22 protein-coding genes are annotated in these 21,693 nt (G+C 66.0%); 6 read left to right on the forward strand and 16 right to left on the reverse strand.

Annotated elements, in window-relative coordinates; translation table 11 throughout:
* Positions 1-3,261 carry an ATP-binding protein gene (locus tag H292_RS0119630; protein WP_020112500.1) on the reverse strand — a complete coding sequence of 1,087 codons (3,261 nt, stop codon included), beginning with the start codon at positions 3,259-3,261 and terminating at the stop codon, positions 1-3.
* Between the two features lie 142 nt (positions 3,262-3,403).
* Here H292_RS0119630 and H292_RS0119635 point away from each other — a divergent pair, with 142 nt between their 5' ends.
* Together H292_RS0119635 and H292_RS0119640 are read left to right on the forward strand one after the other, a co-directional pair.
* Complete coding sequence (locus tag H292_RS0119635) at positions 3,404-4,726, forward strand: hypothetical protein (protein ID WP_020112501.1); 1,323 nt, start codon at positions 3,404-3,406, stop codon at positions 4,724-4,726.
* Between the two features lie 58 nt (positions 4,727-4,784).
* Complete coding sequence (locus H292_RS0119640) at positions 4,785-5,654, forward strand: 1,4-dihydroxy-2-naphthoate polyprenyltransferase (RefSeq protein ID WP_020112502.1); 870 nt, start codon at positions 4,785-4,787, stop codon at positions 5,652-5,654.
* A 31-nt stretch (positions 5,655-5,685) separates the two neighbouring features.
* Here the strand turns inward: H292_RS0119640 and H292_RS0119645 are convergent, their stop codons facing one another.
* The 3 genes from H292_RS0119645 to H292_RS0119655 are packed head-to-tail and all read right to left on the reverse strand — an operon-like array spanning position 5,686 to position 6,881.
* Entirely contained in the window at positions 5,686-6,066 is a 381-nt protein-coding gene (locus tag H292_RS0119645) for a phage holin family protein (protein ID WP_026348034.1), read from the reverse strand.
* Positions 6,067-6,115: 49 nt separating this feature from the next.
* Complete coding sequence (locus tag H292_RS0119650) at positions 6,116-6,646, reverse strand: Clp protease N-terminal domain-containing protein (RefSeq protein ID WP_020112503.1); 531 nt, start codon at positions 6,644-6,646, stop codon at positions 6,116-6,118.
* 25 nt (positions 6,647-6,671) lie between these two features.
* Positions 6,672-6,881, reverse strand: coding sequence for a hypothetical protein (locus tag H292_RS0119655; RefSeq protein WP_020112504.1), 210 nt, complete (start codon positions 6,879-6,881; stop codon positions 6,672-6,674).
* A gap of 75 nt (positions 6,882-6,956) precedes the next feature.
* Between H292_RS0119655 and pepN the strand changes: the two genes are divergently transcribed.
* Positions 6,957-9,407, forward strand: a complete 2,451-nt coding sequence (gene pepN / locus H292_RS0119660) for an aminopeptidase N (protein WP_020112505.1) — start codon at positions 6,957-6,959, stop codon at positions 9,405-9,407.
* Here pepN and H292_RS0119665 read toward each other — a convergent pair.
* Complete coding sequence (locus tag H292_RS0119665) at positions 9,397-10,173, reverse strand: class I SAM-dependent DNA methyltransferase (protein ID WP_020112506.1); 777 nt, start codon at positions 10,171-10,173, stop codon at positions 9,397-9,399. The genes pepN and H292_RS0119665 overlap by 11 nt on opposite strands.
* 213 nt (positions 10,174-10,386) lie before the next feature.
* Between H292_RS0119665 and H292_RS0119670 the strand changes: the two genes are divergently transcribed.
* Positions 10,387-10,707 (forward strand): hypothetical protein, encoded by a 321-nt coding sequence (locus tag H292_RS0119670; protein WP_020112507.1) that lies wholly within the window; start codon positions 10,387-10,389, stop codon positions 10,705-10,707.
* Here H292_RS0119670 and H292_RS0119675 read toward each other — a convergent pair.
* Both H292_RS0119675 and H292_RS0119680 read right to left on the reverse strand, forming a co-directional pair.
* The gene (locus H292_RS0119675; RefSeq protein ID WP_020112508.1) at positions 10,698-11,786 is read right to left on the reverse strand and encodes a PLP-dependent cysteine synthase family protein; all 1,089 of its coding nucleotides are present in this window, start codon (positions 11,784-11,786) and stop codon (positions 10,698-10,700) included. The two genes, H292_RS0119670 and H292_RS0119675, sit on opposite strands and share 10 nt — an antisense overlap.
* Complete coding sequence (locus H292_RS0119680) at positions 11,786-12,106, reverse strand: DUF4229 domain-containing protein (RefSeq protein WP_019666475.1); 321 nt, start codon at positions 12,104-12,106, stop codon at positions 11,786-11,788. Before H292_RS0119680 ends, H292_RS0119675 begins: the two co-directional genes overlap by 1 nt.
* Before the next feature lie 242 nt (positions 12,107-12,348).
* On the opposite strand from H292_RS0119680, the gene H292_RS0119685 reads away from it, so the two are divergent.
* Entirely contained in the window at positions 12,349-12,561 is a 213-nt protein-coding gene (locus H292_RS0119685; RefSeq protein WP_026348035.1) for a BldC family transcriptional regulator, read from the forward strand.
* A gap of 120 nt (positions 12,562-12,681) precedes the next feature.
* Positions 12,682-12,882 carry a hypothetical protein gene (locus tag H292_RS0119690; protein WP_019666477.1) on the forward strand — a complete coding sequence of 67 codons (201 nt, stop codon included), beginning with the start codon at positions 12,682-12,684 and terminating at the stop codon, positions 12,880-12,882.
* A gap of 55 nt (positions 12,883-12,937) precedes the next feature.
* Here H292_RS0119690 and H292_RS0119695 read toward each other — a convergent pair whose 3' ends face one another.
* The 9 genes from H292_RS0119695 to H292_RS0119735 form a co-directional block, all read right to left on the reverse strand.
* Positions 12,938-14,335 carry a MinD/ParA family ATP-binding protein gene (locus H292_RS0119695; RefSeq protein WP_231383879.1) on the reverse strand — a complete coding sequence of 466 codons (1,398 nt, stop codon included), beginning with the start codon at positions 14,333-14,335 and terminating at the stop codon, positions 12,938-12,940.
* Between the two features lie 123 nt (positions 14,336-14,458).
* The gene (gene ccsB, locus H292_RS0119700) at positions 14,459-15,430 is read right to left on the reverse strand and encodes a c-type cytochrome biogenesis protein CcsB (protein WP_019666479.1); all 972 of its coding nucleotides are present in this window, start codon (positions 15,428-15,430) and stop codon (positions 14,459-14,461) included.
* 3 nt (positions 15,431-15,433) lie between these two features.
* Positions 15,434-17,056 carry a cytochrome c biogenesis protein ResB gene (gene resB, locus H292_RS0119705; protein WP_020112510.1) on the reverse strand — a complete coding sequence of 541 codons (1,623 nt, stop codon included), beginning with the start codon at positions 17,054-17,056 and terminating at the stop codon, positions 15,434-15,436.
* Entirely contained in the window at positions 17,053-17,871 is an 819-nt protein-coding gene (locus H292_RS0119710; protein ID WP_019666481.1) for a cytochrome c biogenesis CcdA family protein, read from the reverse strand. Before H292_RS0119710 ends, resB begins: the two co-directional genes overlap by 4 nt.
* Positions 17,868-18,461, reverse strand: coding sequence for a TlpA disulfide reductase family protein (locus H292_RS0119715; RefSeq protein ID WP_019666482.1), 594 nt, complete (start codon positions 18,459-18,461; stop codon positions 17,868-17,870). The genes H292_RS0119710 and H292_RS0119715 overlap by 4 nt, the downstream gene beginning before the upstream one ends.
* The gene (locus tag H292_RS0119720; protein ID WP_019666483.1) at positions 18,454-19,113 is read right to left on the reverse strand and encodes a histidine phosphatase family protein; all 660 of its coding nucleotides are present in this window, start codon (positions 19,111-19,113) and stop codon (positions 18,454-18,456) included. Before H292_RS0119720 ends, H292_RS0119715 begins: the two co-directional genes overlap by 8 nt.
* Positions 19,110-20,432, reverse strand: a complete 1,323-nt coding sequence (gene hemL, locus H292_RS0119725) for a glutamate-1-semialdehyde 2,1-aminomutase (protein WP_020112511.1) — start codon at positions 20,430-20,432, stop codon at positions 19,110-19,112. Before hemL ends, H292_RS0119720 begins: the two co-directional genes overlap by 4 nt.
* A 52-nt stretch (positions 20,433-20,484) precedes the next feature.
* Complete coding sequence (locus tag H292_RS0119730; RefSeq protein WP_019666485.1) at positions 20,485-20,913, reverse strand: DUF1707 SHOCT-like domain-containing protein; 429 nt, start codon at positions 20,911-20,913, stop codon at positions 20,485-20,487.
* 40 nt (positions 20,914-20,953) lie between these two features.
* Positions 20,954-21,655 carry an alpha/beta fold hydrolase gene (locus H292_RS0119735; protein ID WP_020112512.1) on the reverse strand — a complete coding sequence of 234 codons (702 nt, stop codon included), beginning with the start codon at positions 21,653-21,655 and terminating at the stop codon, positions 20,954-20,956.
* Positions 21,656-21,693: the final 38 nt, after the last annotated feature.

The following is a 21,693-nucleotide window of genomic DNA, read 5'->3' on the forward strand; positions in this document are numbered from 1 at the left end:
TCAGAGCCGGAGCAGTTCGCACACTTCCGCGAGCGCTCCGGCTCGGCTCGTCGACTCGGTTCGTGTCAGTTCGGCATCGACGACGTCCGCGCCGAGCATGGCTCGGGCTGCGTCCAGGTGCCGATCGATCCGCATGGACGGGTAGTCCTGCCTCGCTCGAAGCTTGCGGGACAGCGCGATCAGCGAGACACCGCCACCGGCGTCGCGCCCGGATTGCACCAGGTACGAGCCGAGCGCACACGCCACCGCACCCAGTTGCGGCAGATCCTGAAAACCCACCGGCCCCAACCGCAGCGAGGCCGCGGCGCCCAGATCGGCTGCCTGCGAGTCGATCTCACCGGTGGCGCCGTGCAGGGCGTGGGCGGCGACGGACGCGCTGGCGAGCATCGTGATGTACGGGTCGCCGCGTCGTTCCTCCTCGAACCGTGCACCGTCGATCGCCCGCCGGTACAGCAGTAGCCCGCTGGCGATCTTCCCCTCTGCCAGATCGGCTTCCGCCCGCGTCGCGCCGAGGGATACTGCCCGCTGATCCGCGTACTCGGCATCCGAGGACAACGCCGAGCCGGATCCGGAGCCCAACTCGGTGATTCGATCGAGCACGGCCCGCCCCTCGTCTACACGTCCGGCCGCGATCATCGACGCACCGGCGAATCCTCGGGTCTGCACCGATTCGTCGTAGGCGTGCATGTCCCACAGCAGATCCGCGGCGAGAGTGTAGTTCTCGATTGCGTCGTCCGCCGCTCCCGCCTGGCCGTGGATGCTGCCGAGAGCCTGCGCCGACGACGCGACACTCCACAGGTCTCCGCGTTCGGCAGCCAGTAGTTTGGCTGCCTCGGCGTCGGATGCCGCCTCGTGGAGGTGGCCGTAGTTCTCGTGCAGCGACGCTCTGATCATGAAGGCTGCGTTGCGCACTGCCGGATCCGCCGACCGCGTGCCGTGCGCGAGCATCCGAGCGAGCCCACGTCCGTCGGATCGTCCGAGCAGCGCCGCGGCGACGAACCTCAGGCTCGCGTCGATGCCGTTCCTGGACCCGACAATTCGACGCAGCCGCACACGCATTCGAGCCGATGACCTAACGTCGGCGTTGTACCCGACGTGCGCAAGCAACACCAGGTGGGCGAGCACCATCGAATTGTCGTCGACATCGCGCACGCCGTCACCGTCGAACGGGGCCTCCGTCATCCGCGGCGCCCAGTTCAACACCTCGGTGTGCGCGCCGCGCATGGACCACGAGCAGGCCAGTATCGCGAAGACCGAGTACGCTGCGGCCCAACGCTTCTCCTGCAACGCACTGCGCAGCACGTCGACGATGTTGTCGTGCTCCGCCTCGATGGAGGCGGTCGCCACCATCTGCCTCGACGCCCGGAAGTCGACCTCGGCGACACCGGCAACGTGCACGCCCCACTCGATCAGCCGGTCGGTCACCAGCGCCGAATCGGCGGCCGAGAGATGCTCCTCGCCGAACTCCCGCACGGTCTCGAGCATGTGGTACCGAACTCGACCGTCCCGGTCCTCGACCGTCAGCAACGATTGTCCGACGAGCCCGTCCACCGCGTCGGCGACATCGGCGATGTCGATGTCGCCGAACCCGGCCACGCGAGCCGCAGCGTCGGCGGTGAAGCCCGCCGGGAAACGGCACAACCGGCTGAGCACCGCACGATGCGCGGGGAGCAGGAGGTCCCAACTCCAGTCGATCACCGCGCGCAATGTGCGATGCCGCTCGGGCCTCGTCCGATCACTGCTGCGCAGCAACGAGAATCGGTGCTCCAGACCGGCGCCGATGTCCGCGACACTCATGGTGCGGACCCGAGCCGCGGCAAGTTCGATCGCGAGCGGCAACCCGTCGAGCGACCGGCACAGGCTCGCGACGTCACCCCGGTCGAACGTCACGCCGGGACGCACGGCCCGAGCACGCGCGACGAACAACTGCGTCGCGGCCGAGTCGTTCCCGTCCGTCTCGAGTGCAGGCAGTTGGTACGTCGCCTCCGCGGTGATCGCCAACGGTGATCGCGACGTCGTCAGGACCGTGACGTACTCACTGGCGGCGACCAACTCGTCGACGACCTGCGCGACGTCGTCGACGACGTGCTCACAGTTGTCCAGGACCAACAGGCCGGGCGCGACGGACAGCGCGTCACGCAGACGTTCACCCGCGGTCTGCACCCGCGTGATCGGAAAACCGGTCATCTTGAGGTCGGATTCGCTCAGGCCGAGGGTTCCGGTGATCGCCGACGCGACGTCCTCCCCTCGCCTCAGGGACGCCAGTTCGACGAAGGCGACCGGCATGCTCGCGGCGGCACGCCGACCCAGTTCGTGTGCGATGCGCGTCTTACCCGCGCCGCCGGGCCCGACGATGGTCGTCACGCGCGCCTCTCGCATCGTCGCTTCGATGGCATCGATGTCCGCACCGCGGCCGATCAGGGCGTTCGGCGATGCTCTGAGCCCGACCGCGGCTTGGCTCCTCGGCGCAGGAGCAGGAGCCTGCAGGAGCTCTACGTTCAACTCCACCAGCGCGGGCGACGGATCCGCACCCAGGGTGTCCACGAGGAGGCGTCGAACACGGGCGAACACGGCCAGGGCCTCGTTGGTCCGATCGAGCGCGCGAAGGCAGCGCATCAACTCCGCAGCGACCCCCTCGTCCAGTGGATCGTTCTCGTGCGACGCGGTCAGCAACGGCAATGCGGCCCGGTGGTCACCTCTCCCGAGGTGGGCCGCGATCTCGACCGAGGTGAGGTCCACGGAAAGAGCGTCGGACCGACGGCGGAGATCCTCGACGATCGGGAGATCACCGAGGTCGGCGCCCGGCTCACCGCGCCACAGTTCGCGGGCGTCGGCGACGGATGTCAGCGCCTCCGTGTGGTCACCGCGTTCGACGTGGCGTCGGGCAGCCGACAACAGCGACGTCGCCTGCGTCAGGTCGACGCTGTCGACGCCGAGAACGAGCGCATAGCCGCTCGGGCCCACATCGAGCGCCCCGGAGGGAAGCAGTGACCGAAGCCGCGAGATCTGGGTCTGCAGGGCGTTCTTCGGTGAGCGGGGCGGCTCACCCGGCCAGACGTCGTCGACCAGCGCAGCAACGGACCGTCGGCGACCGGGATCGAGAGCCAGCGCCACCAGCAGAGCCCTCGCCCGAGCGCCCGGCACCGACACGAGCACACCGTCGGTCCGTGTCACGACAGCACCGAGCAACCCCACCTCGACGTCGGGACGTGGGGTCGGCCTGATGTCGGCCGCGCGCTGGTCGACGGGTTGCGTGTGCACTGCGGGCAATCGTAGTCACCGGTCGACATCACCTGCATTTTCACCTTTCAGTCGGTTATGAGTCGGAAAACAAACCGATTGACGGTATGGTGTGACGGGTCGGGGATCGGAACGCTCACTGGACGGGAGGCCACGAGCAACGATGGGTTCGTCAGTCGGCATGTCCATGGGTGCGAGCGGCATCCGCGCGGTCCGGACGTCGGACGGGCATTCGTTCACCGTCGAGACCTTCCCGTCGGCGCGGTCCGTCCCGGACGCCGAGGACGTCGCGCACGCAATTCGCGCCATCGTCGATCGGCCGGATGCACCGACGTCGCTCGGTGTCGCCTTCCCGGACCCGGATTACAGTTCCGCCCTCAAGACCGCGCTGGTCGAGGAGTACGTCTCCGAGGTGCACATCATCTCGGAGATCTCCGGCACCATCGAGAAGCTGCGGGCCGATCCGGAGTTCCGATATCGCACGGTCGCGTTGTACGACCTGGGCGCCACCGGCTTGGAAATGACCATCGCGGACATCGACAGCGGGACGATCTACGCGGCCACCCGATCCAACGAGCTCAGTGGCTCGTCCATCGACTGGACCGTTCGCGAACACCTGCTGACGCTCGACATCCTCGCGGAACCTCGCAACCACGAGGAAGAAGCCTCACTGCTGGATTTCAGCCGGGAGATCAAGGAAGCCCTCACCACCCACGAGGCGACGCAGACCTCCGACGGTCAGTTCCGATTGATGGATCGGCGCATGTTCGACCTCCAGATCATCCGCCCCGCCGAGCGCACGGCCATCGCGCTGCGCGATCTGGCCGAGATGTCGGAGATACCACCCGAGGTCGTCGTCGCCATCGGCGGCGGCGCACGAATTCCGCTCATCCGGGACGTCCTGAGTCGCTACCTTCGCATTCCCGTCGTGGTGCCCGACGCCCCGGAACTCATGGCCGCCGAGGGTGCTGCGCTGTACGCGACGAGGGTGGACGGTGCCAGACCGCCCGCGCCGACGGTCGCGAAACGCAGTGCTCGCACGTTGTTGACGCCGTTGCTCAGGTTCGGCCTGCCGTCGATCGTCGCCATCGGCTTTCTGTCCTGGATGGTGTGGCCCGACGACGGCACCGACCGCACTGTGGCGGGTACCCCGGTGACCACCATCGCCGACACCGCGTCGACGACGAAGGTGACCGCGTCCGACGAGCCGACGGCGTCTGCAGCCGACAAGTCCGCACCGCCGGTCGCGCCGACTGTCACGGCAACGACCACCGCGGCGCCGCAACCGGACCCCGAAGCACCTGCGCCGCACTCCGGCAACGGTGGCGGTAGTTACGGCGGTGGTAGCTACGGTGGCGGTAGCTACGGCGGCGGTTACGTGGCTCCTCCGCCGCCTCCCCCGCCACCGCCTGCCCCGTTCGGGCTTCCGCGTATCGAGCTGCCTCAGATCCAACTACCCCCGATTCCGCGCCTACCGTTCCCGTGATCGGCGTGCTCGGTACCTCACCGACACGCGCTCGGAGTCGATAGGCAAGGATCGAGCCATGGCCACCACAGCACATTGGATCGAGGGCGCACGCCCGCGGACCCTCCCGAACGCCATTGCACCGGTTCTCGTCGGCACAGGCGCGGCGGCGTCGATCGATGGGGCCGTGTGGTGGAAAGCAGTGTTGGCGCTCGTCGTATCTCTCGCGTTGATCATCGGCGTCAACTTCGCCAACGACTATTCCGACGGCATCCGTGGGACCGACGACGAGCGAGTCGGGCCGTTGCGTCTCGTGGGCTCCGGTGTCGCGTCGCCGAGGGCAGTGAAGTCCGCTGCCATCGGATGCTTCGCCGTCGGCGCCGTCGCCGGGCTCGTCCTCGCGGCGACATCCGCGTGGTGGCTCGTGGTCATCGGCGTCGTCTGCATCGCAGGCGCATGGTTCTACACCGGCGGCAGCAAACCCTACGGCTACAGCGGGTTCGGCGAGATCGCAGTGTTCGTGTTCTTCGGTCTGGTGGCGGTGCTGGGAACTCAGTTCGTTCAGGCCGGCCGGATCGACTGGGCCGGTGTTGTCTCGGCGGTGGCCGTCGGCTCGTTCTCGAGCGCAGTTCTGGTAGCCAACAATCTGAGGGACATCGACACCGACCCGGATTCCGGCAAGAACACACTCGCGGTCCGGTTGGGAGACACCCGGACTCGCCTCGTGCACCTGGCGTTGGTCGTCGCTCCGTTCGCGGTCACCGTAGCGCTCGTCGCGCGCACACCGTGGGCCCTGATCGCTCTGATCGCACTGCCGCTCGCCGCTCGGGCGAACAAGCCGGTCCGGTCCGGAGCAACGGGCCTCGCGCTGATCCCCGCCCTACGTGACTCCGGGCTCGCGATGCTGGTGTGGGGACTCACGACCGGCATCGCACTCGCCGTCGCCTAGCCTGCCTGTCTGTCTCCCAGCCTGCTGGGGCTCAGCGCTTCTCGGGAACGAACGCACCGAGCAGGAAGTTGACGATCGAGATGATCAACGCGCCCCAGAACGCTGCGCCGAATCCGCTGATGAGCAGACCGTAATCGGTGGCGGTGGAGATCCACGCGCTGAGCATCAGCATGAGGGCATTGATGACCAGGGTGAACAACCCGAGCGTCAGAATCAGCAGCGGTAGCGACAGCAGCTTGACCACTGGCTTGATGAATGCGTTCACGATCGTGAACACCGCGGCGATGCCCGCGAGGACCACCAGATCCCATCCGGTGCCGCGCCCGGAGCTGGCCAGGTCGATGCCGTCGACCCACTGCGCCGCGAGCCAGATCGCAATTGCATTGATGACGAGCCGTACCAGGAATGTCATGCCCACACCCTATGCGAGCACACATCCTCGCCCCAGGACTCGAATCCGGTCACGACGCGAGACGCGCGCGCAATCCGTCCGGGTCGTCGAGGACTCCGTTCCGCTCGAGATCTCCGGCTCTGATCAACCCGAGCAGGACGTGCTTGCAGCGAATTTCGGAGTCCTTGGCGGCAAGTGCCTCAACCAACGACAGTTTCAGTGCCTTCTTCGATGCCGACGCGAACGCGAGGTGCCCCGTCCTGCGCCCGAGCCATCCTCGTTTCTCGCTCCGTGGTCGATCGAGTGCCCCTGCACCGAACGACGCTTCCAGGCTTGCCCGCACTGCATCGAGATCGATCCCGATCGAACCGAGCGCTTCGGCATCGCTCGCGCCGAGGGCGCCGCCGTCGGGTAACGACGTACGCACCGAATCGCGGGTGTATCCCTCGTCTTCGAGTACGGCCTTCAGATCGCGGTCGGCAGAGGAAAGCACGCCCAGGAACACGTGCACGGGTTCGATCCGCGTCGCGTGCAGTTCGCGGGCCTCCGTCTGCGCGGCGAGGACTGCCATCCGCGCCTCGTCGGTGAATTTCTCGAACATCGCCGTCCTCCCTACGTGTCGTGCGTCAGATGTTGTTGTGCTTCTTGTGCACTGCTTGTTTGCTCACTTCGAGCGAGTCGGCGATCGCCTGCCACGACCAGCCTTGCTTGCGTGCGTTCGTGACCTGAATCGCTTCGAGCCGCTCGAGGAGTCGCCGTAGGGCCAGTACCGCCCGGAGCCCTTCCTTCGGATCGGCGCTACCTGCCGCAGCCGCCAGAGTCGTTGCTTCCGTCATGTCGTCAACTTAAGTTGACATTGCCCTGTTGTCAACCCTGGTTGACGACAATGCCACTCCCTTAGGGTGGAACCCATGACCGCGAACCTGACCCGAACCGAGACCAGACGCCGCGCCCGCCACATCACCGGCGTGTCGTATCGGGTCGAGCTGGACCTGCGGGAAGCATCCGAATCCGGGGCGACCACCTTCGGCACCCGCACGACCCTCGAGTTCGACGCCACCACCGAAGCGACATGGTTGGACTTCATCGGTCCCGAGGTCCGTTCCGTGACCGTCGACGGCACACCCGTCCCCGTCGACCACGACGGTTCGCGCATCGGACTCATCGGCCTCGGTGGCCACCATGTAGTCGTCGTCGACGCAGTGGGTCGGTACAGCCGATCCGGCGAGGGGCTGCACCGGTTCGTGGATCCCGCCGACGACGAGGTCTACCTCTACACGCAGTACGAGCCCGCCGACGCCAGGCGAGTCTTCGCGAACTTCGAGCAGCCGGACATCAAGGCGCCGTTCGTGTTCGAGGTACAGGCGCCCGAGAATTGGGAAGTGCTGTCGAACCGCACCGGCACCAGGTCCGGCGCCACCGTGACGTTCGAACCCACGTTGCCGATCTCCACGTACATCACGGCCGTCGCCGCCGGGCCGTACCACCGCGTCGACTCTTCCTGGCAGCGAGGAGAACTCACGGTACCGTTGGCTACGCTGTGCCGCGCGTCCCTTGCCGAGCACTTCGACCCCGACGACATCTTCGAGATCACCAAACAGGGCCTCGACTTCTATCACGATGCGTTCGACTTCCCGTATCCGTTCGGGAAGTACGACCAGATCTTCGTCCCGGAGTACAACCTGGGCGCAATGGAGAATCCTGGCCTCGTCACGTTCACCGAGTCCTACGTGTTCCGTTCCGCGGCAACGGAAGCGCAGTACGAACAACGCGCCAACACCATCCTGCACGAGATGGCGCACATGTGGTTCGGCGACTTGGTGACCATGGAGTGGTGGGACGATCTGTGGTTGAAGGAATCGTTCGCCGACTTCATGGGTGCGTTCACCTCGGCTCGCGCAACGCGATTCTCCGACGCCTGGGTGAGCTTCGCCAACCGCCGGAAAGCCTGGGCCTACCTTCAGGACCAACTGCCGACGACGCACCCCGTCGTCGCCGACATTCCGGACCTCGAAGCAGCGAAGCTCAATTTCGACGGCATCACGTACGCCAAGGGGGCCAGCGTCCTCAAACAACTTGCCGCATACGTCGGCGAGGACGCGTTCTTCGAGGCCTCGCGGCGTTACTTCGCGGAATTCGCCTACGGAAACACCACGCTCGCGGATCTTTTGACCCACGCTTCGGCGGCGTCGGGACGAAACCTCGACGAATGGGCGTCGGCCTGGCTCCGAACGACGGGCGTGTCGACGCTGTCCTACACCGGATCCGCCGTCGAACAGACCGATCCACGTCCGCACCGCCTCGCCATAGGACTGTACGACGAGGACTCCGACGGGCACCTCGTGCGGACCGGCCGTCACGAGATCGACATCACCGATGCAACCACACCCGTCGATCTACCCAGCGCTGCACTGACTTTGCTGAACGACGACGATCTCACCTATGCGAAGATCCGCTTCGACGACCGCTCGCTGGAGACGATCAGAACATCGCTCGGGCGTCTGATCGATCCCCTGGCGCGCGGGTTGGTGTGGTCGGCACTGTGGAATGCGACGCGCGACGCCGAGCTGGACCCCGCGATCTACCTCGACATCGCGTCGAGATTCGCGGGATCGGAGCCGAAGGTAGGCATCGCGGGCGCGGTGGTGGCGAACAGCCAGTACGCAGTCGATCATTATCTGCCCGAAACCGGCTCGGCGGCCGCGGATTGGCTCGCAACGTGCTGGAGCAGGCTCGAAACCGCGGACCCGGGCAGTGACGCACAGATCGTCTGGTTCCGAGCGGTGGCGTCGGCGTCGCAGAGGTCGGATGTTCGGGCCGGGCAGATCGAGCGCGTAGTCGACGGCACCTTGCCGATCGAGGGAATCGATCTCGATTCCGAGCAGCGATGGCTGTTGCTGCGTTCGCTCAGCGCCCTCGGCCGTACCACCGTGGCGCGCCTCGATGCCGAGCTGGACACGGACGCGACGTCCTCCGGCCGAAACTCCTACCGTGCCGCCGTCGCCGCGCAACCGACGCCCGAGGCGAAGGCACGGGCCTGGGCCGACGTGATCGACTCCGACGAACTGTCCAACGACGCCGTCGACGCCACACTTGCCGGTTTCCGTGCCGGCGGCCGTGAGCTGTTGTCCGCGTTCGACGATCGCTACTTCGACGTCATAGCCGACCTGTGGTCGACCCGCAGCATCGAGATCGCCCGCCGACTCGTCGTAGGCCTGTTTCCGCAGCAGGATTCGACCGACGCCGCCGACGCGTGGCTCACGGCCCACGAGTGGGCACCGGCCGCGTTGCGCAGGCTCGTCGTCGAGCAGCGTGATCACTTGGCCCGGAGTATTCGCGTGCGTCGGGCGTTCAACCGGTAGGTTTCTGCCAGACCGACACGTGCTTGACGCTGTCCGATGTGAAATCCGACCGATCCCAACCGGCCCACCGACTCTCGAGCCTCATCCCGGCTATCCGGGCCATGAGGTCGAGCTCGGCGGGCCAGACGTATCGAAAGGGAATGCGGCGGAAAGACCCTGAGCCGTCACATGAGACCGTCACATGAGTCGAGGTGAACTGTTGCGTGGCGACGTCGTACCGATCGAACCCGACATATCCACCGCCGTCGCCCGCATCGTTCACCGCGAACGGGACCGTGTCTTGACCGGGCGGTAGCCGGCGCACGTCCGGCACCCCGACTTCGACGAGGAATCGTCCACCCGGACGTAGGTGGGATGCGGCGTTCTCGAACACGGCCACCTGCCCGTCCTGAGTGGTCACATTTCCGATCGTGTTGAACACCAGACACACCAGGGCGAACTCACCGTCGACCCGTGTCGAGGTCATGTCTCCGATGTGCACCTCGACCGACTCTCCACCAGGTTTGGCTGCAATTCTCGACGCCATGGCACCGCTCAGTTCGATGCCGCTCACCCGTAGCCCGCGCAACGCCAGCGGTGCAGCGATCCGTCCGGTCCCCACGGCGAACTCCAGGACCGGACCATCCGCCAACTGCGCCAGCAGCTCCACCGCCGGATCGATTGCCGCAGAATCGTTCTCGCCTCCCGGATCGTCGTATCGCGCGGCCACACTTTCCGGAAACCACCCGTCCATCGGATCGTCGGTGGAATCGTTGTTCACTGTCATAGTGGCCGGACGCTACACCCGTGGCGCGGTGCACTTCCAGCGCTTTTCGAGGGAAACCGCAGGTCGAACCGGCTTTCTGCGGTTCGTGTCGGACCCTCTCGGTATATTCGAAAGTATGTTCGATACGGGGGTTTCGGCGGGATCGAGTACAGCATGCGTGGCCGGGTTGGCAGGCTCGGCCGCAGACGGAACACGAGCATCTAGTCTGGAGGTATGGCTCGGACGAACTCGACGACCTCATCACTCGCTACCTCGGCTCTGGCGGCCGCAGGCCTGCTGGGCGGCTTCGCTGTTGCGCAGCAGACCAAGAATCGACAACTCGGCGGCGCTGTGTTGGCAGCTGTGGGTGTGGCGAGCACCGCGTCATGGAATGCGGCTGCCGGTCCCAAGGTCGCGGGTGCGCTGTTGACGACGTACCTCGTCGGCTTCGGCGCATCGCACCCCTTGGCCAAGAAAATCGGAGCGTGGCCGGCGGTGAGCGTCGCAGCCGGAGCCACCGCGGCAGCGTCACTGGTGCTGACGCGTCAGGGCTGAAACTCGCCCGTTCGTACGAAGCGTTCCAACACCTCGGTCGGCCCGGCCAGATCCATGCCCTGCGACGCAACCCAGGCGTCGTCGAAGTACGTATTGGCGTAACGCTCACCGCCGTCGCACAGCAGGGTGACGACGCTGCCGGATCTGCCGGCCGCAATCATCTCCGCGATGACGCCGAATGCACCCCAGATGTTGGTGCCGGTAGAGCCTCCGACGCTTTTCCCGAGGGCCGTCGATGCGTGCCGCGCAGCGGCTACCGAGGCGGCGTCGGGTACCGCGATCATTCTGTCGATGACCTGTCCGACGAAGGACGGCTCGACGATGGGACGGCCGATGCCCTCGATGCGCGACGGCTTTCCGGTGGAGAAGTCGGCACGGCCGGTCTCGTAGCCACCGATGAAGGCGGAGTTCTCGGGATCGACGACGGCCAGTCGGGTGGAGTGGCGTCGGTATCGGATGTACCGACCGATCGTTGCGCTGGTTCCGCCTGTGCCCGCCCCGACGACGATCCACGTCGGGATCGGCGATTCCTCGTGGGTGAGTTGATCGAAGATCGATTCCGCGATGTTGTTGTTTCCGCGCCAGTCGGTTGCGCGCTCCGCGTGGGTGAACTGGTCCATGTAGTGGCAGTCCGGCTCCGCTGCGAGTCGGTGCGCCTCGGTGTACATGGCGGAAGGATCGTCGACGAAATGGCAACGACCCCCGTGTGATTCGATCAGTGCAACCTTCGTCGGCGACGTACTGCGCGGCATTACTGCGACGAACTCGAGGCCGAGCAGGCGCGCGAAATACGCTTCGCTGACGGCGGTGGATCCCGACGAGGCTTCGATGACCGTGGTGTTCTCGGTGACCCATCCGTTGCAGATCGCGTACAGGAACAGCGAGCGCGCCAGGCGATGCTTGAGGCTGCCGGTGATGTGCGTCGACTCGTCCTTGAGGTAGAGCTGCACTCCCCATGCCGCGGGAAGTGGGTACCGCAGCAGATGTGTGTCGGCCGATCGTTGAGCGTCGGCGTCGATGAGGCGTACCGCGTTGTCGACCCAGTCGCGGGCCTCGGAACGGTCGACGACCTTGGTCACTACTTGCCGTCCTCGCCGCGCAGCTTCGCCTGAAGGTCGGCCCGGGCACGGCGACGGCCCTCGTCGACGCCGGCGATCGACTCGTTGACGCGGATCCGCAGGGACTTGAACAGCACGAGCGAGAGGGGCAGCGAGATCAATACGGCGAACACCGCGGCGACCAGTACGGGGATCTCGACGCCCACGAGCAGCCCGACTCCGACGATCACGGCGGCGATCACGAGGACCAGAAGCAGACGCGCTCCGCTGTAGATCGCGACGTCTCGCAGGAGGCGTCCTTTGGTCGCGGTGGGCTCGGGTGGTGTGTTGCGTTCGTTCACGGCCTTCAGGCTACCCGCCCTTCGACCTGCGGTTGGACCCGCTGCAACGTCGCATATCGGACAGCCGGACTTGACCGATTTGTCTATTACCTCCCCTTTACCTTCTTTAGATCAGTCGAGTACCTAGGGGTTCGAGTGCCACCATGGTGCTCGAACACGAATTTGCTCCATCCACTGTCCGGTTCGTGACCCGCCTTCGGGCCGGGCCTACCGGACACCGCACGCAGGAGGACACGACCAAGATGAGCGCACCAACACTGCACAAGGCTCAGGATTCACTGCTCACACCGGGGCAGGTAGCGGCGCTCTTCCATGTGGATCCGAAGACGGTCACCCGTTGGGCGCATGCCGGTCGTCTGGGATCGTTGCGTACGCCGGGCGGTCACCGCCGGTTCCGCGAGGCCGAGGTCATGCAGCTTCTGTCGTCTCTGACCACCGAGGCCGCTCACCACTGACCCCGTAGACCGACTACCGACGCCAGGTCGAACACAAGTGCATATTCTCAGGAACTTGCGAACCGCGTTGGGGTGCACACCGCATCCCAACGCGGTTACGCTGGTCTGAGGAGGTGCGTCGTGATCTATCTTTTGGCGTTGATCGGTTTGGTGGCAGTCATCGTCCTGTTCTGGAAGGCCTTCGGTCCGACTGCGCAGGCTCCGGCTGGACGGACCGTCGGTCCGGATGACGACCCGGAGTTCCTGTGGCGTATGAACCGAGATGTTCGACGGTCGGGCACGGACAGTCAGGACACGGGCAAAACCGAACCTACAGAATGAAGTACAGCAGCCCGCCTCACGAGGCGGGCTGTTCCGTTCGCCCCTTCGGGTGCGCCTAGCGCGTCCTCGACTCGTTCGCGCGCTGAAGATCTTCCGGCCGGTTGCTGGGAAATCCCGACGCCACCGCCGCCGCCAATTCCAGCAGCGCGGCGCGAGTTCCGCTTTTCAACCTGTTCAAGTCGATCTCGGCGCCTTCCTCGAGGTGTGGGTCGAACGGGATCAACACAACCTGACGGCAGCGTTGCTCGAAGTGCTCGACGACCTTGCCCAGATCTACTTTGCCTGCTCGCGGCCGAACTGCGTTGACCACCGCGACAGATGAGCGGACCAACTCGCTGTGACCGTGCGCGTCGAGCCAGTCGAGTGTCGCCGACGCGCTGCGGGCGCCGTCCACGGACCCGGAGCTGACCACGACCAGCGCGTCCGAGCCGGCGAGGATGCTGTTCATTGCCGAATGCATGAGCCCGGTACCGCAGTCGGTGAGCACGATGCTGTAGAACTTCTCGAGCAGTTCCACCGCGGTGTCGTAGTCCTGGCCGCTGAACGCCTCGGACACGGCGGGGTCGGTGTCCGACGCGAGCACCTCGAGACGGTGCGCATTCTGTGAGGTGTATGCCCGTACGTCGCTGTAGCGACTCAAATCGTCGATGTCCCGCAGCATGTTTCGAACCGTCGCGGGCGTCTCCAGCGGTACCTTCTGGCTGAGTGTTCCGCGGTCCGGGTTGGCGTCGACGGCAATGACGCGGTCCCCGCGAATGGATGCGAACGTCGACCCGAGCGATGCCGTCGTCGTCGTTTTGCCGACGCCGCCCTTGAGGCTGAGTACCGAAATGCGATAGCAGCCGACGAGATGGCGCTCCGCCTGCCGAGAGAGCCGGGCCAGACGCTCGTCGCGATGGCTGTTGCCGAGATTGACCCGCCGCAGCGTCACGTCGTAGACCCACTTCCGCCACCCGGATACAGGCGGCGGCGAAACCTGTCTCACGAGAAGGGCATTGGTGAGATCCGACGCCGACGCCGACGCGACCGGTGGCAACTGCCCCTGCGTTCCGAGGTCCGGTGGAGTCGGCCTGGGTTCTGCAGTGGCACGGCCTTCTGTGCTCACACGGCCGTAGGTGGTCGATTCGGGCGGCATCGGGACCGGGGTCGAGCGAAATCCCCCGGTTCTGGGCCCACTACTAGCAGGCTCGACAGACGACCCAGCCTCGTCGGCCGAACTGGACTTCGCCGCCGGCTCTGCTTTCGCTGGGGCCGCTGATTTTTCCGGAGCTGCTGTTGTCGCCTTCTCGGTCGGAGCTTCGGCGCGTCGCTGCCAGGGCGAGGCGTCCGGTACGTCAGGTTTCGGGGATGCCCCGGTCCCAGCCTCCGGCGGTGGCGCGGCGGGTGCGCCGTCGTCCTCCCCCTGCTCTGCCGGACGTACCGGCTGCCACGAACTCATCTGCCACTCGGCCATGGCGTTTCCCCCCCATCATCCGACTCCCCAGTCGGAGGGTGCGCGCCCCCGGCGCACCCGTCACCGCCGGACGTTACCAGCTGAGCCTGCGACCTCTCGCCCGCGACCGATGCGCCCTATCGGCTAGTTGAGCCCTGCGTAGGAGTGCAGTCCCGAGACCACCATGTTGATGATGAAGAGGTTGAACAGCATGGCTGCGAACCCGGTGATGTTGATCCAGGCAGCGCGGGTGTTGCGCCATCCCGATGTTGCGCGGGCGTGCAGGTATGCGGCGTAGATGATCCAGGTGATGAAGGACATCGTCTCCTTGGGGTCCCAACCCCAGAAACGGCCCCAGGCTGCTTCGGCCCAGATGGCGCCCAGGATGACGCCTGCACCGAAGAGTGGGAACGCGACGATGGTGGTCTTGTACGCGAGTCGGTCGAGCGCCTGGGCGTCGGGGAGCCTGGACGCGAAGCGACCCCAGAAGCTGCTGCTCTCGTCGCCCGCGGGTTGCTTCATGCGGAGCAGGAACAGCAGGCTGGCGACGCCGGAGACCAGGAAGATACCGCTGCCGACGCTGACGATGGTGACGTGGATGGGCAGCCAGAACGAGCGAAGCGCAGGCACGACAGGTGCTGCGTCGGCGTACAACTTGGTCGCGGCCATGAACATGAGGACGATGATCGGCGCGAGGACGAACACGAGCATCGGTCGCATCGTCTTCTTGCGCAGCAACAGGATCGAGGTGAGCGCTGCGGCGGCGGTCGCCATGGTCACGAACTCGTACATGTTGCCGAGTGGGAACCGGTGTGTGGCGAAGCCGCGCAGTACGACGGATGCCACGTGGAGCACGAGCGCCAGGATCAGCAGAGCGAAGCCCATGCCTGCCAGACGCTCCGACAGTGGACGCTTGGGGGTCTCGACGACACGTCCCGGTACGCCCGCCCCGAGCGGAGTGGGGGCACCGCTGCCGACGAGCTCGCGTGCCTGGACCTTGGTGGCCCGCTGCGAGGCGTACTGCGCGATGAGCAGAACGAACGCGAGGACGTAGATGGTGAACGCGGATTCGAAGGACCAGTCGCTGTACTGCGAGAGCGTCTCGTTGATCGGCATCGGTCAGTTCTCCTGCTTGTCTGTGTTCACTGTCTTGACTTCGCCGATCAGCCGCTCACACAACCGGTCGAATTCTTCTCCCCAGCCCGCCTGATCGGTTCGGGCGAGTCCACCGAGTTCTACTACAGTACGTCGTGAGTCCGGATCCGTGTGCAGCCGGACCCAGACTCGGCGTCGTTTGATCACCAACGACACGAGCAGTCCGCCCATCATCGTCAGTGCGAAGACCAGCACCCAGTTCTGTGCTGGATCATGCGATACCTGCAGGTTGACGAACTCTTCTGCGCCGTCGAAGCGGACGTTGGTGCCGTCGGACAGGGTCGAGGACTCCCCTGGCTTCAAGTTGACCCGGTCCTGCTTGACGAGCCTGCCCTGGTTGACCATTTCCTGGTTGAGGGAGAACAACGACTGCGGGTATCCGGTGTCGAGGCCGGTGTCACCTTTGTAGATGTCGATCGCGACGGCGGGATCCGTCATCGCCGGGTAGCTCGACGACAGCAGGTTTCCGTGGAAGAACGCCGTCGGCGCGAACAGACCTTCGATTGCGATCTGATTCTTGCGACGCTCGGTTGCTTCCGGGTACAGGCCGCCGGGAGGGTCGATTCGCAGGACTCCGCTGGAGAGGAACGTGGTGGCGTCGGTCGGTTGCCACTGGATCGTCTCGGTGCGTGTCTCGCCGTTCGGGAACGTCACGGTGAACGTCGGTGCGTATCCGTGGCCCTGCAGGTAGACACGGTCGCCTGCGACGCGGAGCGGGTGGTTGACCTGGAGGATGTCGTCGCGCCAGGTGTTGCTCGCCAGGTCTTCGCCTGCCTGGTACTCGATGTTCGACGTGAACATCTCGGCCTGACCGTTCTCGAGGTAGTCGGCCTTGAAGTCCTTGACGCGGATGCACAGGGGCTCGAGGCCGGTGCCGTCGACGAGTTGGCCGGCGCGGAAACCGTCGTAGATGGCGGGCGTCGTACTGCAGAAGCCCGGTCCGTCGTTGGCGATGACGACGACGTTGCCTTCGTATCCGAGCAGCTTTCCCAGGGCGATGGCGGCGAGAAGTCCGACGAGCGAAAGGTGGAAGACGAGGTTGCCGAACTCGCGGAAGTATCCCTTCTCGGCGGACAGCGTCACCTCGCCGGTGCCACCGGTGCGCTGCGCGACGCGCCACCCACGCAACTGCGCCTTCACCTTCGCCGCGGTGTCCTCGGCGGATTCGTCGGACACGTACCGGCGGTGGTGAGGCAGACGCGACAGGTTGCGCGGCGTCGGGACGGGCTTGGTGCGGAGAGCTTTGGCGTGTTCGACGCATCGCGGCACGATGCAGCCGATCAGCGAGATGAACAGCAGCGCGTAGACCGCGGTGAACCAGAAACTGGAGAAGACGTCGAACAGTTCGAGCCTGTCCATCCACGGACCGAGCGTCGGCCTGGCTGCGATGTACTCGTCGACCTTGCCGGAGTTGAGGCTGCGCTGCGGAACCAGAGCGCCGGGGATCGCGGCGAAGGCCAGCAGGAACAGCAGCACCAGGGCGGTGCGCATGCTCGTCAGCGATCTCCAGGTGTTGCGCACCAACGCGAGCGCACGCCCGGGTAGCGACTGCTTCTGCGGTGCGACGCGAGTGTCGAGGTCGGTCATATCGGCAGCACCACGTCGGACACGAAGGCGTCGCGAACCCAGCTCACGAACACGTCCCACGCACCCGTGACGAGTGCAATTCCTACTGCTATCAACATGATTCCGCCGAACACCTGTATCTGTCGTGCATGGGTGCGAAGCCAGCCGACTCCGCGTAGAGCGCTTGCCGAGCCGAACGCGAGGATCACGAACGGCAGGCCGAGGCCGAGGCAGTAGGCGACGATCAGCGCGACACCGCGCACTGCCGTCGCACCTTCGGTTCCCGCGGCCAGGGAGATGACGCTCGCCAACGTCGGTCCGAGGCACGGCGTCCATCCGAGGGCGAACACTCCGCCCAGCAATGGAGCGCCGAACAGGCTGCCGACCCGGCGTGGTTCGAATCTGACGTCGCGTTGCAGTGCCGGTACCAGACCGATGAACACCAGGCCCATCGCGATGGTGACGACCCCGCCGATGCGCATCAGCAGTTCACGGTTGACCGACAACACCGAGATCGCCCCGAACACCGTGGCCGTCGCGAGGACGAAGACGACGGTGAAACCGAGGACGAACAAGCCCGCGGCGCCCGCGACCCGCAGCTTGCTGGCCGTGCGCACCTTCGTCGTCGACGCTTCCGCCGCGGTGACGGCAGGCGCATCGGCACCGACCACGCCCGCCAGGTAGGACAGGTAACCGGGAACGAGAGGTACGACGCACGGCGACGCAAACGAGACGAGGCCGGCGAGGATGCAGACACCGAACGCGAGAACGAGCGGCCCGGAAGCCGCCGTGGTCTGGAACGTCTCGCCTATGCCTGCGGCGTACAACTCGATCACTGGCTTTCCGTCTCCTCGCCTGCAATCCGCTCGACGACGGGTTGCAGGTCCTCGGCGAGCAGCTCACGCAGGTACACCGCCGCCACGCGGTGCTGCTTGTCCAACACGATGGTCGTCGGGACGACCGATGTGGGGATGCCGCCGAGGGCGGTGAGGGTGCGCATCGGAGGGTCGTAGATGGACGGGTAGGTCACCTTGTTGTCGATGACGAAGTCCTGCGCCTTGTCCTGCGCGTTGTCGCGGACGTTGATGCCGAGGAACTGGACGCCGAGGTCCTTGGTGTTCTCGAACACCTCTTCGAGATCGTCGGCTTCACCGCGACACGGTCCGCACCACTGGCCCCACACGTTCAGTACGACGGCCTGGCCCTCGAAGTCCGCGAGCGACGTCGTCTTTCCGTCTTCCATCAGGTCGGGGCCGGACAGTTCGCCGATGGTGCCGCGATCCGACGGGGGGTCGTAGAAGATCTCGGTCTGGCCGCCGGGTGAGACGAAGTCGAAGGTTCCGCCGGTCGCGACCGCGTCGGTACCCGTCGCGCAGCCTGCGGTGACTGCGACGACGGCCAGAGCCGAAGCGAGTACCTTACGCACCGGTGACTCGTGGATCGCTGGCGCCCGCGGGCTCGGAGTAGACGATGTCGACGAGCGTGTCTCCCTCGTAGACAAGGGAAGTCAGCGACGCGAGACCGCACTGACGGTGCCGCGGGTCGTGCCACAGACGCTCACCCTGCAGGAATCGACGCAGGGTCCAGACGGGGAGCTGGTGACTGACGACAACGGCTTCGTGGCCGACGGCTGCGACGCGAGCGGCGTTCACTGCGGCCAGCATCCGGTGCGCGATCTGCAGGTACGGCTCACCCCACGACGGCGTGAACGGGTCCCGCAGCTTCCACCAGTGCCGTGGCCTGCGCAGTGCCCCGTCGCCGACGGCGACCCGGAGGCCTTCGAACTCGTTTCCTGCCTCGATGAGGTTGTCGTCGGTGGCGATGTCGAGTCCGTGCGCCTTCGCGATCGGACCTGCCGTCTCCTGCGCCCGCTGCAGCGGGGACGCGATGACGGCGGTGATGTCGTGTCCGGCAAGCGCATTCGCCACAGCTGTCGCCTGCGTCTGCCCCTTCACCGACAGCCGGAACCCGGGGAGGCGTCCGTAGAGGATGCCCTTGGGGTTGTGGACCTCACCGTGCCGCAACACGTGGACGATGGTGCGCGTCGTCTGATGCGGATGCGCCTCCGGTGTACTCACTTGGTTCCTGCTTCGGCTCGGGCCGCTGCACGTGCGGCGTGGGGAAGGGCGTCGGCGATCTTCTCGAACGCGGCGTCGTCGAGGGCAGCGGAGACGAACCAGGCTTCGAATGCGCTCGGCGGCGGGTAGACCCCGCGCGCGAGCAGTGCGTGGAAGAAGTCGGGGTATCGCCACGTCTCGGCTGCTTTCGCGCCTGCGTAGTCGGTGACGGGCCCGTCGGAGAAGAACACGCTCACCAGTGTGCCTGCGAACTGGACGTGGTGACGAACGCCTTCGGCGGTCAGGGCATCACCGAGCAGCCCGCCGAGTCGCTCCGCGTTGTTCTGCAGCTTCTCGTAGACGGACGCGTCGGCCAGTTGCAGGCTCGCGAGACCGGCCGCGACGGCGACGGGATTACCGGACAGGGTGCCTGCCTGGTAGACGGGACCGGCCGGTGCGAGGTAGGCCATGACGTCGGCGCGCCCACCGAAGGCTGCGGCCGGTAGTCCACCGCTCATGACCTTGCCGAAGGTGTACAGATCGCCCGCGACGCCGTCGATGCCGTACCAGCCCGCTGCGCTCACGCGGAAGCCCGTCATCACCTCGTCCATGATGAGCAGTGCGCCGTTGTCCGTGGCCAGGCGTCGTAGCCCCTCGTTGAAGCCGGGGACCGGTGGAACTGCGCCCATGTTGCCCGCGGCGGCCTCGGTGATGATGCACGCGATCTGGCCGGCATTCTCGGCGAAGGCGTGCTCCACCGCGGCGAGGTCGTTGTAGGGCACGACGATGGTGTCCGACGCCTGTGCCCCAGTCACCCCGGGAGAGGTGGGCAGGCCGAAAGTGGCGAGACCGGACCCGGCGTCGGCGAGAAGCGCGTCGACGTGGCCGTGGTAGCAGCCGGAGAATTTGACGATCTTGGTGCGCCCGGTGAAACCACGGGCGAGGCGGACGGCGCTCATGGTCGCCTCTGTGCCGGAATTCACAAGCCGAACCTGGTCGACGGGGCCGACGCGGCGCACGATTTCTTCCGCAAGTGCGATTTCCCGCTCGGTCGGAGCGCCGAACGACAGACCGGTTTTCGCGGCCTTCTGCACGGCCTCCACGACGACCGGATGAGCATGCCCGTGAATCATCGGGCCCCACGACGAGATCAGGTCGACGTACGAGTTCCCGTCGGCGTCGAACATGGTGTATCCGCTGGCCTCGGTGATGAAGCGCGGCGTACCGCCGACCGAGTGGAACGCACGAACCGGGGAGTTCACCCCACCCGGGATCACTGCGCTCGCGCGCTCGAAGAGCTGGGCAGATACGGGTGCGTCGTCGCCGGGAGAAACAGTCACGACCCCCAGTGTCCCAGGTTCGTCGATTTCGCCAACTACAGGGCGTAATAATTCAGGACTTCTCGTCCTCGTCGTCGTCCTTGTCCTCGGGCATGACTGCCATCGCCACGAGGATCAGCGCCCAGATACCGATGGGCCACCCGGGCCAGTACCCGTTCAGTTCCCCGTCGGAGATGGACTGAAATCCCCAGATGCCGGACATGATGATGACGCCGCCGAGCCACCATCGCCATTCGTCCCAGTACTCGCGCCACTCGCGAGCATCCTTCGACTCCGCGGGTTCCGTGGCCTGCGTGGGCACAGGGAGATCGTCGGTCACTTTCGCGAGTTCGCCTCGCGTCGCTGATTTCCACACCAGGTCGAGGCGCTGCTCGTATTCGACGAGCGTCAGCCTGCCGTCCGCCATCGCGGTGCCGAGGAGCTGCGCAGTGGCCTCGCGCTCAGCGGTACTGACGCGCAGCTTCTCCATATCGGATCCCATGGACAAGCACCCCATCTCGGTCGGTGTCCGAAAAGCCAGGTTATCGCGGATCGCCGACGAGTTCAGCCCGATATCGATCCAATCGATCGGCGAGTTCGGCCGGCCTGGACAGGGCAACGAGGTGGCCGCCGGGCATCTCGTCCACCTCGATTCCCAGCCTGTCGCGAACCACGCGTCGCTGGAACTCGACCGGGAAGAACCGATCGTCGATGCCCTGAAGACAACGCGTCGGGATGTCGGGCCACGCCGTCAGCGGCCATGGCAGTGCGAACGGGCCGTCCGATTGGTCCGGTGCCGTGCCGCCCAACTCTGCGACGACATCGGCCGGAACGTCGTGCAGGAAGACATCCGCAACCAGATCCTCGGTGTCCAGGTCCCGTCCATCGCGCTCGGCTTGGACGGCGCGCGCGTGCCCGAACCCCGTGGCTTCCCACCACTCCCCGGGTGGCTCACCGGGTGTCGGTGCCATCGCGTTCAGCAGCACGATCATCGACGCGTCGACACGCGGAGCGACGAGGGGCGCGGTGAACCCGCCGAGGGATTGGCCGACCACGGTCACGCCCCGCCGATCGCCGACGGCGTCCACGACGACGTCGGCGTATTCGGCGAGTCCGGCGTTCGGATCCGACGCGGGAAGAGTCACGGCAACGACGTCATGGCCGCGGTCGCGCAGTTCGGGCTCCAACCGCGACCAGTACCGTGCGTCACCGCCTGCGCCGGGGACGAGAACGAATGTGTGCATCGCCGCTGAGCGTAAGCGCGTGCCGGAACAACCGCGGA

The sequence above is a fragment of the Rhodococcus sp. 114MFTsu3.1 genome (genome assembly GCF_000383555.1).
GTDB classification, from domain to species: domain Bacteria; phylum Actinomycetota; class Actinomycetes; order Mycobacteriales; family Mycobacteriaceae; genus Rhodococcoides; species Rhodococcoides fascians_E.